17 protein-coding genes are annotated in these 14,626 nt (G+C 73.4%); 2 read left to right on the forward strand and 15 right to left on the reverse strand.

The annotated features are described in order from the left end of the window. Positions 1–38: 38 nt before the first annotated feature. Positions 39–668 (reverse strand): hypothetical protein, encoded by a 630-nt coding sequence (locus ACZ499_RS16800; RefSeq protein WP_468675719.1) that lies wholly within the window; start codon positions 666–668, stop codon positions 39–41. Between the two features lie 54 nt (positions 669–722). Between ACZ499_RS16800 and ACZ499_RS16805 the strand changes: the two genes are divergently transcribed. Continuing rightward, on the forward strand, positions 723–1,406 hold the full coding sequence (locus ACZ499_RS16805) for an imine reductase family protein (RefSeq protein WP_468675721.1): 684 nt from the start codon (positions 723–725) through the stop codon (positions 1,404–1,406). Positions 1,407–1,453: 47 nt separating this feature from the next. On the opposite strand, the gene ACZ499_RS16810 is transcribed toward ACZ499_RS16805, so the two are convergent. The 8 genes from ACZ499_RS16810 to tsaB all read right to left on the reverse strand — a co-directional run bounded on the left by ACZ499_RS16810 (position 1,454) and on the right by tsaB (position 7,462). After that, positions 1,454–1,942, reverse strand: coding sequence for a VOC family protein (locus ACZ499_RS16810; RefSeq protein WP_468411288.1), 489 nt, complete (start codon positions 1,940–1,942; stop codon positions 1,454–1,456). 113 nt (positions 1,943–2,055) lie between these two features. Continuing rightward, positions 2,056–3,300, reverse strand: coding sequence for an RNA polymerase sigma factor (locus tag ACZ499_RS16815; protein WP_468675724.1), 1,245 nt, complete (start codon positions 3,298–3,300; stop codon positions 2,056–2,058). A gap of 81 nt (positions 3,301–3,381) precedes the next feature. Then, positions 3,382–3,738: a YciI family protein gene (locus tag ACZ499_RS16820; RefSeq protein WP_468675726.1), complete on the reverse strand. Its 357-nt coding sequence runs from the start codon at positions 3,736–3,738 to the stop codon at positions 3,382–3,384. A gap of 288 nt (positions 3,739–4,026) precedes the next feature. Continuing rightward, on the reverse strand, positions 4,027–4,887 hold the full coding sequence (locus ACZ499_RS16825) for a polysaccharide deacetylase family protein (RefSeq protein ID WP_468675728.1): 861 nt from the start codon (positions 4,885–4,887) through the stop codon (positions 4,027–4,029). Positions 4,888–4,948: 61 nt separating this feature from the next. Then, positions 4,949–5,215 carry a hypothetical protein gene (locus ACZ499_RS16830; protein WP_385544796.1) on the reverse strand — a complete coding sequence of 89 codons (267 nt, stop codon included), beginning with the start codon at positions 5,213–5,215 and terminating at the stop codon, positions 4,949–4,951. Continuing rightward, positions 5,212–6,318, reverse strand: a complete 1,107-nt coding sequence (tsaD, locus tag ACZ499_RS16835; RefSeq protein ID WP_468675729.1) for a tRNA (adenosine(37)-N6)-threonylcarbamoyltransferase complex transferase subunit TsaD — start codon at positions 6,316–6,318, stop codon at positions 5,212–5,214. Before tsaD ends, ACZ499_RS16830 begins: the two co-directional genes overlap by 4 nt. Beyond that, positions 6,318–6,791, reverse strand: a complete 474-nt coding sequence (rimI, locus tag ACZ499_RS16840) for a ribosomal protein S18-alanine N-acetyltransferase (RefSeq protein WP_371657042.1) — start codon at positions 6,789–6,791, stop codon at positions 6,318–6,320. Before rimI ends, tsaD begins: the two co-directional genes overlap by 1 nt. Before the next feature lie 17 nt (positions 6,792–6,808). Then, positions 6,809–7,462: a tRNA (adenosine(37)-N6)-threonylcarbamoyltransferase complex dimerization subunit type 1 TsaB gene (tsaB, locus tag ACZ499_RS16845; protein ID WP_468675731.1), complete on the reverse strand. Its 654-nt coding sequence runs from the start codon at positions 7,460–7,462 to the stop codon at positions 6,809–6,811. A 133-nt stretch (positions 7,463–7,595) separates the two neighbouring features. Between tsaB and ACZ499_RS16850 the strand changes: the two genes are divergently transcribed. Next, a complete protein-coding gene (locus ACZ499_RS16850) occupies positions 7,596–8,180 on the forward strand; it encodes a hypothetical protein (RefSeq protein ID WP_385544787.1) in 585 nt (194 codons plus the stop codon). A gap of 74 nt (positions 8,181–8,254) precedes the next feature. Here the strand turns inward: ACZ499_RS16850 and ACZ499_RS16855 are convergent, their stop codons facing one another. The 6 genes from ACZ499_RS16855 to ACZ499_RS16880 all read right to left on the reverse strand — a co-directional run bounded on the left by ACZ499_RS16855 (position 8,255) and on the right by ACZ499_RS16880 (position 14,384). After that, complete coding sequence (locus ACZ499_RS16855) at positions 8,255–8,434, reverse strand: hypothetical protein (RefSeq protein ID WP_468675734.1); 180 nt, start codon at positions 8,432–8,434, stop codon at positions 8,255–8,257. A gap of 151 nt (positions 8,435–8,585) precedes the next feature. Beyond that, positions 8,586–9,092, reverse strand: a complete 507-nt coding sequence (gene tsaE, locus ACZ499_RS16860) for a tRNA (adenosine(37)-N6)-threonylcarbamoyltransferase complex ATPase subunit type 1 TsaE (protein WP_468411273.1) — start codon at positions 9,090–9,092, stop codon at positions 8,586–8,588. Then, positions 9,064–10,275: an alpha/beta fold hydrolase gene (locus ACZ499_RS16865; protein WP_468675737.1), complete on the reverse strand. Its 1,212-nt coding sequence runs from the start codon at positions 10,273–10,275 to the stop codon at positions 9,064–9,066. Before ACZ499_RS16865 ends, tsaE begins: the two co-directional genes overlap by 29 nt. Before the next feature lie 26 nt (positions 10,276–10,301). After that, positions 10,302–11,444, reverse strand: coding sequence for an alanine racemase (gene alr / locus ACZ499_RS16870; RefSeq protein WP_468675812.1), 1,143 nt, complete (start codon positions 11,442–11,444; stop codon positions 10,302–10,304). A gap of 41 nt (positions 11,445–11,485) precedes the next feature. Next, complete coding sequence (locus ACZ499_RS16875; RefSeq protein WP_468675739.1) at positions 11,486–12,439, reverse strand: L,D-transpeptidase family protein; 954 nt, start codon at positions 12,437–12,439, stop codon at positions 11,486–11,488. Positions 12,440–12,953: 514 nt separating this feature from the next. Then, positions 12,954–14,384: an NAD(P)H-hydrate dehydratase gene (locus tag ACZ499_RS16880; protein WP_468675740.1), complete on the reverse strand. Its 1,431-nt coding sequence runs from the start codon at positions 14,382–14,384 to the stop codon at positions 12,954–12,956. Positions 14,385–14,626: the final 242 nt, after the last annotated feature.

Below are 14,626 nucleotides of genomic sequence, written 5' to 3' on the forward strand. Positions count from 1 at the left end.
CCTTTCCCCCGGAGACCGTGCGGCGTACGCACGTGTGTTCAGGATAGGTGCGCGGGCGGCAGGAGACGTAGGGCCCAACGGCGGTGGGCGAGCGCCTTGGTGACGGCGATCAGGCCCGTCAGCCAGCACACCAGGCCCAGGCCCATCGTCAGGACCACCATGCCGTACGTGTCGTGGCCCGGCCGCGCCGCCGCCGGGACCGTCACGCACACGAACAGGCCGAGCGCGCACATCAGCCCGCCAGGCAGCAGCCACGCCAGGCTCAGCCCCGGCGCGCGCAGCCCGGCGTCGGTCGCCGGGTGGCGGTCCAACTCGGCCCACTGAGCGAGCAGTCGGCGGATCCTGGCGTCCTTGCGCAGGCCCGCCACGATCGCCACTGCCGTCGGCACCACCGCGCCCAGCCCGATCACCAGGCAGATCACACCGAACAGCATCGACAGCACGTCCAGCGCCTCGGTGAAGGCGATGACCGCCGTCCCCACGAACGCCCAGCCGGTGGCGAGCAGCACCGCCCAGCCCCAGTGCGCCGCGATCCGACCCGGCCCCAACTGCCGTGCCACCAGGTCGTTCAGGACACCCGCGCGGTCCACGAGCAGGGCGTCCCGGTCGGGCCAGGCACGGATCTCGACCGGGGGCGGGGGTGGCGGCAGGGGCGTGCGGGGTGACATGAGCATGAGATTACCGGCGCCCCCGGGAGCTCACCCCCGCACTCAGCCATACGCGTGGTGGTCTTCTGCGTCCTCGGGTACGCCGATGTGCACACCCTCGTCGACGCCGCCCAGGACGCCCTGCGCGGGCGCGTCGTCGTGAACCTCACCAACGGGTCGCCGGACGGGGCCCGCGAACTGGCCGAAAAGGTACCGGCGTTGGACTCCGACTACCTCGACGGCTGCATCATGGCCGTCCCCGCGATGATCGGCCGCCCGGAAGCCCTCGCGCTCTACAGCGGCTCCACCCCCGCCTTCGAGGCGCACCGCGAGGTGCTGAAGGTGTCCGGCCGCGCGGTCTGTCCGGGCGACGACGCGGGCCGGGCCCCGCTGTGCGACCTGGCGCTGCTCACCGGCATATACGGGATGTTCGCCGGGTTCCTCCAGTCGGCGGCGCTGGTGCGGTCGGCGGGCGCGGACGTGGAGGAGTTCACGACCGCGCTGCTCGTCCCGTGGCCGCACGCCATGACCGGCGCCCTGCCGAAGATGGCGGCCCAGGCCGCCGAGGGCGCGTACCCGGCGGCCGGATCCGACCTCGCCATGCAGGTCGCCCACGACGCGCTCGGCGAGCTCGGCCGCGCCCAGGGCGTGAGCACCGAACCGCTCGCCCCGCTCTTCGAGCTGATGCGCCGCCGTGTCGCGGACGGGCACGGCGACGAGGGCCTGGCCGGTGTGGTGGAGCTGCTGCACCGGCCGTGAGCGGCCCTCAACTCCGGGCCCCTCAACCCTGCGCAACCCCCGCGCCCCTACTTCGCCTCGTACGCCGCCCGCAGCGCCGCCACGTCCAGCTTCCCCATCTTCATCATCACGCCCACCGTGCGGTCCACCGCCGCCCGGTCGTCCGAGGCGAGCATCTCGCGCATGGCGCGCGGGACGATCTGCCAGGACAGGCCGTACTTGTCCTTCAGCCAGCCGCACGGCCCCGCCTCGCCGCCGTCGGCGGTCAGCTTGGCCCAGAGGTCGTCGACCTCCTCCTGGGACTCACAGTCGACGGACAGCGAGATCGACTCGTTGAACGACCAGTCCTGCTTGCCGCCGTTGAGCGCCGTGTACTCCTGGCCGGCCAGCACGAAGACGACCGTCATCACCGAGCCCGCCTGGTCCCCGAACGACTCCGTGTACCGCGTGGTCTCGACGATCCGCGCGTCCCCGCCGAAGACGGAGACGTAGAACTTCGCGGCCTCCTCGGCCTGGTCGTCGAACCACAGGAACGTCGTGATCTTCTGAGCGGACATGGAGGTGCCTCCCTCTCGACCGGCCCCTCCGGCGCGGGTGCCGGCGGGTCTGGAGGGTAGACCGGGGCCGCCCCCGAAACTCATCGCCGCGCCCCGCCTCCGCCGCCCGGATCTCAGCCCGCCGCGCGTGCCCGCAGCAGCTCCCGCTCGCGTTCGTTGCGCGTCAGCTCCGCCGCGCGGGTGAACTCCGCGCGGGCCTCCTCCGTACGCCCGAGGCGTTCGAGCAGGTCGCCCCGGACGCTGGGCAGCAGGTGGTAGCCGCGCAGGGCCGGGTCGGCGGCGAGGGCGTCCACGATCGCGAGGCCCGCCCCGGGGCCTTCGGCCATCGACACGGCGACCGCCCGGTTCAGCTCCACCACCGGGGAGGGGGCGATCGCCGCGAGCCGCCGGTAGAGCGTGGCGATCGCCGCCCAGTCGGTCTCCTCGTAGGAGGCGGCCTGTGCGTGGCAGGCGGCGATGGCGGCCTGGAGCGCGTACGGGCCGGGGGCGCCGCCGAGTTCGCCCGCGCGGGTCAGCGCCGCGAAGCCGCGCCGGATCAGGAGCCGGTTCCAGCGGGAGCGGTTCTGGTCGGCGAGCAGCACGGGGGCGCCCGTCGCGTCCGTGCGCGTGTGCGTCCGCGACGCCTGGATCTCCAGGAGCGCGGCCAGCGCGTGGACCTCGGGCTCCTCGGGCACGAGCCCGGCCAGCACCCGTGCGAGCCGCAGCGCGTCCTCGCACAGCGCCGGGCGCACGAGGTCGTCACCGGCCGTCGCCGAGTAGCCCTCGTTGAAGACGAGGTAGATGACCTCCAGGACGGACGCGAGCCGCGCGGCGCGCTCCGGGCCGTACGGCACCTCGAACGGCACCCCCGCCCCGGCCAGCGACCGCTTGGCGCGGGAGATCCGCTGGGCGACGGCCGACTCCTGGGCGAGGAACGCGCGGGCGATCTCGTCGGTGGTCAGCCCGCCGAGCAGCCGCAGCGTCAGGGCGATGCGCGCCTCGGTGGAGAGCACCGGGTGGCAGGCGGTGAAGATCAGCCGGAGCAGGTCGTCGTCGATCGCGTCCGGGTCCTCGGCGGCCGCGAACTCCGGCTCCGCCACCGCCTCGTCGAGGTCGCGGCCGATCTCGGCGAGCTTGCGCGCGTACGCCTCGCGGCGGCGCACCAGGTCGACGGCCCGGTGCCTGGCGGTGGCCGTGAGCCAGGCACCCGGGTTGTCCGGTACCCCTGTCTCCGGCCACCGCTCCAGGGCGGCGACCATCGCGTCCTGCGCCAGCTCCTCGGCGATGCCGACGTCCCGGACGATCCGGGCGACGGCCGCGATGACGCGCGGGGACTCGATCCGGAAGACGGCTTCGACCGCGTCCTTTTCTGTGCTCACGGGCAGTCATCAGAGCATCCGAGCGGCGCGTCGGCAATCGGCGGCCGTGAGCACAGCGGCCCGAAGGGCGCTCGGCCGTGCTCAGCCCTCGAAGATCTCGCGGATCTCGGAGGTGACCGTCCAGTGCTCCTCGTGGATCGTCAGGAACCGCTTGGCCCATTCGATCGCCTCGGCCTTGTCCTTGCACTGCATGAGCGCGTAGCCGCCGACGACCTCCTTGGCCTCGGTGAACGGCCCATCGGTCGTCGAGAGCTTCCCGCCCGACCAGGTGACCCTGGTGCCCTGGGCGGTGGGGGTGAGCCCGGCGGTGTCGAGCAGGACCCCGGCCTTGGTCATCTCCTCGATCAGACTGCCCATCCGCTCCATCAGCTCGGCGCTCGGGCCCTCGGCGGGGGCGTCGGCCTCGTTGATGCGGACCATCGACAGGTAGCGCGGCATGGTGTTCTCCTCAAAACGTCCGGAAGTCCGGAAGGGTCGTTGCGGGGCTGTTCCCCGCCTCTCACTCATACGTCGAACGGCCGGACGCGGATTCGACACGACCCGCGGATTTCTTCCGAAGATTTTTTTCCGCCCGGCCGCCCGGCCGCACGACGGGCCGGCCGCACGACGGGCCGCTCAGCAGGTCGCAGGCCTATGGCCTGTTCGGCGGATCTTGTCTGGGACGCGGGGTCACCAGGACCGAAAGACGCAGGCACCTCGCGGGCGACCAGATCCGCCGGACAGGCCCTAGACGTAGTCCTCCAGGCGCGCCACCGCGAAGCCCTGTTCCTGGATGTGGCGGAGCATGTTCGCCGTCATCTCGGTCATCGTGTGGCCCTTGAGCTCACTCCTGCCGCGGAAGTGGGCCAGGATGATGTCGCCGGGGTGGAGCTTCTTGTCGCCGCGCTGGTACTGCATGTTCTGGATCTGCATCGACTCGCGCCACAGCACGATCGACTGGATCCCGCAGGCCTTGGCCGCCGCGCGCGTCCCCTCGTTCCAGTTGCCGTACGGGGGCCGGAAGAGCCGGGGGGCCTTGCCGTACTCCTTGGTCAGCTTCTCCTGCTGGCCGCATATCTGGTGCTGCTGCTGGGAGCCGGTCTCGGTCCGCATGTTGGGGTGCGTCAAGGTGTGGTTCTGGACGGCGTTGCCGAGCTGCTGGAGCGGCTTGAAGTAGCCCTTGTCACTGCTGATCGCCGCGTCGGTGAGGAACATCGTGAAGGGAATCCTCAAGTCCCGCATCATCTCCACGAACTTGGGGTCCTTCTCGGCCCCGTCGTCGAACGTCACGAAGACGATCTTCTGCTTCGTGGGGATGTCACTGATCACCGGGACCTCCCCGGGCTTCGCCTTCACCGGCTTCTGCGCGGGCGGCGCCGGAGCCGCGGGCAGCGGCTTGAGGCCCCATTTGCGGTACGCGGCCGCGCTCGCGACGCCGTCCTCCGCGCCCTGGGCGGGGCCGGAGGCGGGTGCGGAGGGGGTGGGCGCCGTACCGCTGCCGCCGGTCCTGGCCGGGCCGCTCCCGGAACTGTCCGACGACGAGCAGCCCGTGGCCAGCAGCACCCCGGACAGAACCAGTCCCGCCGCTGCCGCGCTCTTCTTACCCACTGTGTGAACCAACCCCGAACCGCCGACCGATACGCCCTCTGCGTACAGATCGATGCAGAATTCAGGCCCGAGGTTCCACTCCGAGTGACTCGAAGCGCCAGCGGTGGACCGCCCGGGTCACCAACTCCCCATCCGGCTCCGGAAGTTCCGGCAGCTCCGCGTCGTACGACGCCTCCCACCAGGTGATCACAAGGACCCGGTCCTGGGGCGCCGCGAAGACCTCCCGGCGCACCGGCTCGTACGGCAGCGGCTGGGCCCGGGCCCAGGCGAGGAGTTCCCCGCCGCGGCCCTGGACCGCCCGCGCCTCCCACATCAGCGCGACCGTCACGGGTACAGGTTCTCCTTGCTGACCTCGTGCACGTGGTCGTGGTCGTGCGCGTGGCCCTGCGTGCCCGGCACGTGAGGGTCCGTCACCGGCAGCGAGGAGTCCGCCGACAGGTCCAGGTCCGAGGCGGGCCGGTTGCGCGCCACCATCTCCGCGCCGAGCGCCGCCACCATCGCCCCGTTGTCCGTGCACAGACCGGGCCGCGGCACCCGCAGCCGGATGCCCGCCTTCTCGCACCGCTCCTGGGCGAGCGCCCGCAGCCGCGAGTTGGCCGCGACGCCGCCGCCGATCATCAGGTGGTCCACGCCCTCGTCCTTGCAGGCCCGTACGGCCTTGCGGGTCAGGACGTCGACCACGGCCTCCTGGAAGGAGGCGGCCACGTCCCGCACCGGCACCTCCTCGCCCGCGTTCCGCTTCGCCTCGATCCAGCGGGCCACGGCCGTCTTCAGCCCCGAGAAGGAGAAGTCGTACGCCGGGTCGCGCGAGCCGCTCAGACCGCGCGGGAACGCGATCGCCGCCGGGTCGCCCTCCTTGGCGAGCCGGTCGATCACCGGGCCGCCGGGGAAGCCCAGGTCGAGCACGCGCGCGATCTTGTCGAACGCCTCGCCCGCCGCATCGTCGATCGTCGCGCCCATCGGGCGGACGTCCGCGGTGATGTCGGGCGCGAGCAGCAGCGAGGAGTGGCCGCCGCTGACCAGCAGCGCCATCGTGGGTTCGGGCAGCGGCCCGTGCTCCAGCTGGTCGACGCAGATGTGCGAGGCCAGGTGGTTCACGCCGTACAGCGGCTTGTTCAGGGCGTACGCGTACGCCTTGGCGGCCGAGACGCCGACGAGCAGCGCGCCCGCCAGGCCCGGCCCGGCCGTCACCGCGATGCCGTCGAGGTCCCGGGCGGAGATCCCGGCCGTCTTCAGGGCGCGCTCGATGGTGGGGACCATCGCCTCCAGGTGCGCGCGCGAGGCGATCTCGGGCACCACGCCGCCGAACCGGGCGTGGGTGTCCACGCTGGACGCGACGGCGTCGGCGAGCAGCGTCGTGCCGCGCACGATGCCGACGCCGGTCTCGTCGCAGGAGGTCTCGATGCCGAGTACCAGCGGTTCGTCAGCCATCAGTCAGTCTCTTCTGTTTCTCGGTCGTGTTCCTGGACGATCAGGCGCATCACGAGCGCGTCGATGTTGCCCGGCTGGTAGTAGCCCCGCCGGAATCCGATGGGCTCGAAGCCGAAGCGCTCGTAGAGCTTCTGGGCCCGTTTGTTGTCCACCCGTACTTCGAGCAGGACCTCGTCGCACTCGAAGGCGGTGGCGTGCTTGAGCAGGTCGGTCAGGAGCCGGGCGCCGAGGCCCGTGCCCCACTGGTCGCGGGCCGCGGCGATGGTCTGGACGTCACCGAGGCCGCCCGCGGCCGCGAGGCCCGCGTAGCCGACCAGCCGGCCCGAGCCGTCCTCCGCCACCACATAGCGCCGGGTCGCGCCGGGCCCCCTGGCGTGCGCGAGCTCCGACCAGAACATCCCCGCCGACCAGGCGTCCTCGGGGAACAGGTCGTGTTCGAGCGCGAGCACCGGTTCTATGTCCCACCAGCGCATCTCACGGAGCACGACGCTCACTGGGGAGTGACCACCTTGTAGTTCTTGGGGACCTGCGCGTCCGGGCGGCGCAGATACAGCGGCACCGGCGCCAGGAACTCCGCGCCCGCCGCCAGCCTCTCCGCCGCCAGCGAGGCGAGCGCCGCCGCCGACTGGTGCTCGGGCCCGCGGGCGTCCGGGAACGCCTCCGGGTAGAGGACCGCGCCCGCGCCGACCACCGGGACTCCGGCGACCTGCTCGGCGATGTCGGCGGGGCGGTCGACGGACGGCTCGCTCACGCGGGTGCGGAAGTCGTCGTAGCGGGCCCAGTAGACCTCTTTGCGGCGCGCGTCGGTGGCGACGACGAACGGCTCCTCGATGCCGGAGGCGTAGGCGAGGCCGTCGAGCGTGCACAGGCCGTGGACGGGCACCCCGAGCACCGAGCCGAAGGTCACGGCCGTCACCAGGCCGACGCGCAGTCCCGTGTACGGGCCGGGGCCGACCCCGACGACCAGGTCCGTGACGGCGTCGAGCGTGAGCCCGGCGTCCGCGAGCACCTGGTGGACGGCGGGCAGCAGCAGCTCCCCGTGGCGGCGGGCGTCCACCCGGCTGGTCTCGGCGACGACGTCCGTGCCGTCGTGCAGGGCGACGGTCACGGCGGGGGTGGCGGTATCAACGGCGAGCAAGAGCACGCGAACAGCCTACGGCCACGGCGCCGGGGGCACGGCGTCCCGCCCCGGCCGCCCCCGGCTGCTACCGTCAGCCGCAGATATGACCGCAGGCTTGTAGATCCGCAAGCCTGTACGTACGAAAGGGGCGAGTCAGGTGGCAAGGAGCAGCTCGGGATTTGTGGCCGGGCTCACCGCGGCGGCACTCGCGGCGGTCGGCTTCCTCGCCTACCAGGCGTCGGCGAACGCCCCCTCCGCGGCCGATCTGGCCGCGCCCGGCGTCACCGTCTCGCCCGCCCCGAGCTCCTCGGCGGCGGCATCGCCCAAGGGCAAGGTGCCCGCGAAGAACGTGACGGCGCTGCCGGAGAACTCCGGCGTCGGCCCGCGCGTCGTGTACTCGCTGGGCGGCAAGCGCGTCTGGCTGGTCGGCACCAAGACGCTCAAGGGCCTGGCGCCCAAGACCTTCGAGGTCACGCCGTCGACGGTCAGCCCCAAGCCCGGTAACTACGCGGTGACCTCACGGGCCGCGTCCGTCCCCGGCTCGGACGGGGTGCAGATCGAGCACGTCGTACGGTTCGCCACCGTCGACTCCGTGACGATCGGTTTCAGCGCGGCCGTCAACGGCAAGGTGGCCAGCCCGGACCCGAGCAAGCGCACCGGCGGCATCCGGATGAAGCGCGAGGACGGCAACGCGCTGTGGACGTTCGCCACGATCGGCTCGAAGATCGTCGTGGTGCCGTAGCCCGCACGGCAGCGGCCCCCGTGCCCACGCCTTGACGTCCATACCGTCAGAAACACCCGAAAGAGCGATACGGGTCAGGCGGCGTCGCGGCGTGCGCCGCTCTCCTCGGCCGCCTCGGGCGACTCGGTCGCATCCGGCTCCGCCCGCTTCGGCGGGGTCGAGACGGCGCTCGCTGCCGCGCAGGAGGCCAGCAGATCGCTCATGGACACACCCTGCGTACGCCGCGGCTGCGCTTCGCGCTCCGATACGGTCATGGCGGCCTCCCGGCTCCTGGAGAAGGCGTGGTTAGGTAGACCTAACCAGGTCTCTCCTACCATGTGACCACGCCCGGCGGGACCCGCGCAACATTTTACCGACGGCTTGTCGGAACGTACGTCTCCCACGCGCCCCGCCCGGCCACGGCGGCTACAAGCCCTCGATCCCGGCTCCCCACCACCGCGTACCCAGACCGGCCACGGTCACCACCCGGCGGTCGTCGTCCGTCTCGCCGACCACCCGGTCGATGACCACGTGCAGCCGGTCGTCGGAGAGCTCCTCCACCTTGCCGTCGCCCCACTCCACGACCACCACGGAGTCCGGCAGCGAGACGTCGAGGTCCAGGTCCTCCATCTCGTCCAGACCGCCGCCCAGCCGGTACGCGTCCACGTGCACCAGAGCCGGGCCGCCGGTCAGGGACGGGTGGACCCGGGCGATCACGAAGGTGGGGGAGGTCACCGCGCCGCGCACCCCGAGGCCCTCGCCGAGGCCGCGCGCCAGCGTCGTCTTTCCCGCGCCGAGCTCGCCGGTGAGCAGGACGAGGTCGCCCGGGCGGAGCAGTTTGGCGATCTTGCGGCCCAACTCCTGCATCTCGGCGGGGGAGTCGAGGGTGAGCCGGGTCGTGGCGTCAGTGGCCTGGCTGTGCGGTGCTTCCATACGTGCCAACGTTAGTCGCCTCCGGCACCGCCCCGACCCGCACCAGCAGGTCCGCCAGCCGGTCGGTGACCGTCTCGGGGTGCTCCAGCATCACCAGGTGCCCGCCGTCCGGGACGATGACCAGCTCGGCGTCGGGCAGCAGGTCCGCGATGGACTCGCTGTGCGAGCTGGGCGTGACCAGGTCGCGGTCGCCGGCCAGGACGAGCGCGGGCACCTCGGCGAAGACCTGGAGCGCCGCCTCCTTGTCGTGGTCGTCGAAGGCCGGGTAGAACTCCGCCACCACGTCGATCGGCGTCCCCTCGATCATCCGCTCCGCGAACCGGGCCACCGCCGGGTCCACGTCCTTGGAGGAGAACGAGTACCGCTTGATCATCCCGGCGAAGAGGTCGGCCGTGGCCCGCCGCCCCCGCTCCACCAGCTCCGCCTGCGAGCCGAGCGCCTTCAGCACGCCGGGCAGGATGCGGCGCACCGCGTTCACCCCCGCCACCGGCAGCCCGTAGCTGACCTCGCCCAGCCTGCCCGAGGACGTGCCGACGAAGGCGACGCCGACGACCCGGTCGCGGATCAGCTCCGGGTACTGGTCGGCGAGCGCCATCACCGTCATGCCGCCCATCGAGTGCCCCACGAGCACCAGCGGCCCCTCGGGGGCGGCCGCGTCGAGCACCGCCTTGAGGTCGCGGCCCAGCTGGTCGATGGTGACGGGCCTGCCCTGCGCCTGCGCCTCACCGCGCGCCGAGCGGCCGTGGCTGCGCTGGTCCCAGTGGACGGTCCGGACGACCCCGCGCAGCGCGGCCCGCTGGAAGTGCCAGGCGTCCTGGCTCAGACAGAAGCCGTGCGAGAAGACGACGGTGACGGGCGCGGGCGCCTTGCGGCCGAACAGCCGCCGCTTGCGCGCCCCGTTGACCTTGGCGGACGGCTCGGCCTCGTCGGTCTCGTAGTAGAGCTCGGTGCCGTCGTCGGAGTACGCGCACCCCGGCATGCCGCGCAGCGCGCCGTACGGCCCCGCCGCGTCCAGCGCCAGGCGCGCCTTCTTGCGCATGCCGCGCCCGACGGTGAGCCGCTCGACCGCGACCCCGGCGGCGGCCCCCGCCGCGACCACGCCTATCGCGGCCCCGGCCAGACCCGCCAGGCGCCAGCTGCCCACGGCCGCCTGCGCCACGTCCCCCGTGCTGGTCTCGCTCACCGTGCCGCTCCTTGTGGTCCGCGGGTTCAGCTGTCGGAATTCTCGTTCAGATGGACGCGCGGCACTCGCGAACCGATCCGGGTGACGATCTCGTACGCGATGGTGTCCGCGGCCCGCGCCCAGTCCTCGGCGCTCGGCTCGCCCCGGTCGCCCGGCCCGAACAGGACCGCCTCCGCGCCCGGCTCGACGGTGTCCCCTTCGAGGTCGACCACGAACTGGTCCATGGCCACCCGGCCCGCCACCGTCCGCACCCGACCCCCGAGGAGCACGGGCCCGCGCCCGGAGGCGTGCCGCGGGATGCCGTCCGCGTAGCCGAGCGGAACCAGCGCGAGGGTCGTCTCGCGCTCGGTGACGTAGTGGTGCCCGTAGCTGACGCCGTGGCCCGCCGGGACCTGCTTGGCCAGCGCCACGGACGCGGCGAGCGTCATCACCGGCCGCAGCCCGAAGTCGCCCGGGGTGCCGAGCTCGGGCGCGGGGGAGATCCCGTACATGGCGATCCCGGTCCGTACGAGGTCGAAGTGCGCCTCGGGGAGGGTGAGGGTGGCCGGGGAGTTGGCGATGTGCCGCACCTCGGGCTCGATCCCCTCCTTCTCGGCGTACGCCACCAGCTCACGGAAGAGGGTGAGCTGGGCGGCGATGGAGGGGTGACCGGGCTCGTCGGCACAGGCGAAGTGCGACCAGAGGCCGGTGACACGGACCTCGGGGGCCGCGAGGGCCGCCTGGACGAGCTCGGGCCAGTCGGCGGGCTGGCACCCGTTGCGCCCGAGCCCGGTGTCGGCCTTGAGCTGGACCCGGGCGACGCACCCGGCGGCGCGAGCGGCTTCGGTGACTTCCCGCAGGGCCCACAACCCACTCACCGATACATCGATGTCGGCCTCGATGGCCTCGCGCCAGGGCCCGCCGGGCGTCCACAGCCAGCAGAGCATCCGCCCGCCGATCCCGGCCGCGCGCAGCGCCAGGGCCTCGTGCGGGGTGGCCGTGCCGACCCAGGCGGCGCCCGCCTCGATCGCGGCCCGGGCGCACGGCACGGCGCCGTGCCCGTACGCGTCCGCCTTCACGACAGCCATGAGCTGCGCGCCGGGGGTACGGGCGCGCAGCGCACGGACGTTGGCGCGCAGGGCGGCCAGATCGATCTCGGCGCGGGCTCGCGTGTGCACTGTCTGAGTCATCGCGGTCATCGCGCCCAGTCTCTCAGAGCTGAGCCCCCGGCTCAGGCGCCGGGCCTGTGCCCCCAGATGTGCACCGGGTCACCCTTGGCGAGCGCGCCCCACAGCCGCTTGGCGTCCGAGTAGGTCAGATTGACGCATCCGCGCGACCCGACGGTGGAGTAGATGTTGTCGTAAATGGCATGGAACGCCTGCCCTCCGCTGAAGAACTGGGCGTACGGCATGGGCGCGTGGTAGATGGTCGACCAGTGGTTCTTGTGCCGCCAGTAGACGGGGTAGGTGCCGGTACGGGTGGCGTACCCGGGCCGCCCGCTGCGAATGACGACGGGCCCGAAGGTGACTTTTGTACGGTTCTGCACCCACATGAGCTGCCGGTCGAGGTCGACGCAGGCGATCCGGCTCTTGCGGACCGGGCAGCGGCCGGCGGCGTTGGGGTTGGCCCGGGCCGAGAGCAGCCGCATGGTGCCCCAGGTGGCGGGCCCGGCGAAGCCGCTGTTCGGCCGGATGCCGTGATCGGTCTGGAAGCGGCGGATCGCGGCGCAGTCGGCGGCTGACTGCTTCCCGTCGGCCGCCAGCTTCAGCCACCGTTCGACCTGCCGCTGGTACGGCCCGGCCTGCCGGCTGCACGCGGCGGTGCCGACCTCGTTGCCGGGCACGTACTCGACGATCCGCTCCACACCCGCCGCGGGCGCCGCGGGCTCGACGGCCTCCTCGGCGGCGGTGGGCTCGTAGACGAGCGGCGGCAGCACTTGGTCGGGCGTGTCCATGAGATACGCGACCTGCCCCGGTGCCCGCGGCTCGCCCGGCACGAGCGAGTCGGCGGGGACGGGACTCCCGGGGGTGGGGGGTGCGGGGGCCGGGGCGGCGGGGCTCGGGCCGGGGCCGGGGTGCGGCGGGACGGGGTAGGCGCCGCAGAGGGTGAGGGAGGCGGCGAGGGCGAGGGCGAGGTGGACGGCGGTGCGTTTGCGTCGGCCGGGGCGGGGGTGTCGTTCGCTCATGGGGTCAGCGAAGCGGTGGGGGGTGGGGTGTGGGGGGTGCCGCGCGGGTGGGCGGGCTTTGTTTCCCCCACCCCGCCCCTTCCCCGAACCCTCCGGGGGTGGGTGGGGGGTGAGGTGATTTTCCCGGGCGCTGCGCCCCGGACCCCGGACTGGGGCTACGCCCCCTGCACCCTTGGCGGGGCCTGCACCCTTGGCGGGGCCTGCACCCTTGGCGGGGCCTGCGGCCCCTGCACCCCGCTTCGGGGCTCCGCCCCGGTCCCCGTTCGTCTGCGGGCTGTCTGTGGCTGGTCGCGCAGTTCCCCCGCCCCTGGGGGGTTGGGGGCGGCCGGTGGCGATGGGCAGGGGTCGCAGGCCCCGCCCTCCAGGGGCGCGGGGCTGTGACGTTGCGCGGCTCCGCCGCGTGGGCGCGAGCAACCTCCACCGGGCCCGCAGGCGAACACCGGGCCAAGAAGGGGCGCGGGGAACAGCGCGACCAGCCCCCACCGGCCCGCAGACGAACCCGGCCGCCCGGGGATCAGGCGTAGACGTCGCGCCAGGCGTCCGTCAGGGACGAGGCGACGGCCGATGCCGTCAGGGGGGCCGCGTTCGCGGCGTGGCGGGCGGACAGGCCGTGGAGGTACGCCGCGACCGAGCCCGCGTCCCGGGCGGAGAGGCCCGCGGCCAGCAGGGAGCCCGCCAGGCCGGAGAGGACGTCGCCGCTGCCCGCCGTGGCGAGCCAGGGCGTACCCGTCGGGTTGACCCGGACCGGCGCGCGGCCGCCCGGATCGGCGACGAGCGTGGTCGAACCCTTGAGGAGGACGGTCGCGCCGTACCGGTCGGCCAGTTCGCGTACGGAGTGGAGCCGTGCGCCCTCCACCTCCGCCCGGCTCACCCCGAGCAGCGCCGCCGCCTCCCCCGCGTGCGGGGTGAGCAGGGTCGGCGCGGTCCTCGCCCGTACCGCCGCCGGGTCCAGGCCGCGCAGCCCGTCCGCGTCGACCAGCACGGGAACGTCCGCGGCGAGGACATCCTCGACCCCCGGGGCGTCCCCGAGGCCGGGGCCGACGACCCAGGCCTGGACGCGGCCCGCCTTCGCCGGGGGCCCCGCCGAGACCAGCGTCTCGGGGAAGCGGGCGATGACGTCGTCGGCGGCGTCCCCGACGTACCGGACGGCCCCCGCCCCGCCGTGCAGCGCGCCCGCCACCGCGAGCACGGCGGCGCCGGGGTAGCGCGCGGACCCGGCGACGATGCCGACGACCCCGCGCCGGTACTTGTCGCTCTCCCCCGTCGGCACCGGCAGCAGCTGCGCCACGTCGGCGTGCTGCAGCGCCTCGCAGTCCGGTACGGAGGGAAGGTGGGGTTCGAGGCCGATGTCGACGAGGCGGACGGCGCCGGTGTACGCGTACGCGGGGTCGACGAGCAGGCCCGGCTTGTACGCGCCGAAGGTCACGGTCGCGTCGGCGTGCAGCGCCTCCCCCAGGACTTCCCCGCTGTCGGCCTCGATCCCGCTGGGGAGGTCGACGGCGACGATGAGGGCGTTCGACCCACGGGCCGCACGGGTCACGGGGACGGCGTCGGGGCGCAGACCGCCGTGGCCGCCGATGCCGGTGATGCCGTCGAGGACGAGGTCGGCGCCGGCGAGCACGTCGTACGGGTCGTCCGCCACCCGCCCGCCCGCGCGCCGGAACGCGGCGAGGCCGTCGGGGTGGGCGCGGTCGGGGGCGAGCAGCACGGCACTGACACCCGCGCCGCGCCGGGCCAGCCGGGCCCCGGCGTACAGCGCGTCACCGCCGTTGTCGCCGCTGCCCGCGAGGACGACGACGCGGGCGCCGTACACCCGCCCGAGAATCCCCGCACAGGCAGCGGCCAGACCGGCGGCGGCGCGCTGCATGAGGGCGCCTTCGGGGAGGCGGGCCATGAGCTCCTGCTCGGCGGCACGGACAGTCTCGACGCGATAGGCGATACGCATGGGTCCACCCTTCCGAATCCCGCTCCCTCGTGCCACCCCGGCGATGCAGTGGGCCCGGTGTTCGTCTGAGGGTCGGTGGCGGCTGGTCGCGCAGTTCCCCGCGGAGCCCTCCGGGGGGTGCGGGGTTCGTCTGCGGGTCGGTGGGGGCTGCTCGCGCAGTTCCCCCCCCGCCGCGTGGGTGGGGAGGGGGGGGGGGGAAGGGGTGGATAAAAACACAAAACACAAAAAAAAAACGGGACCAG

The organism is Streptomyces sp. NPDC031265, from assembly GCF_055570295.1.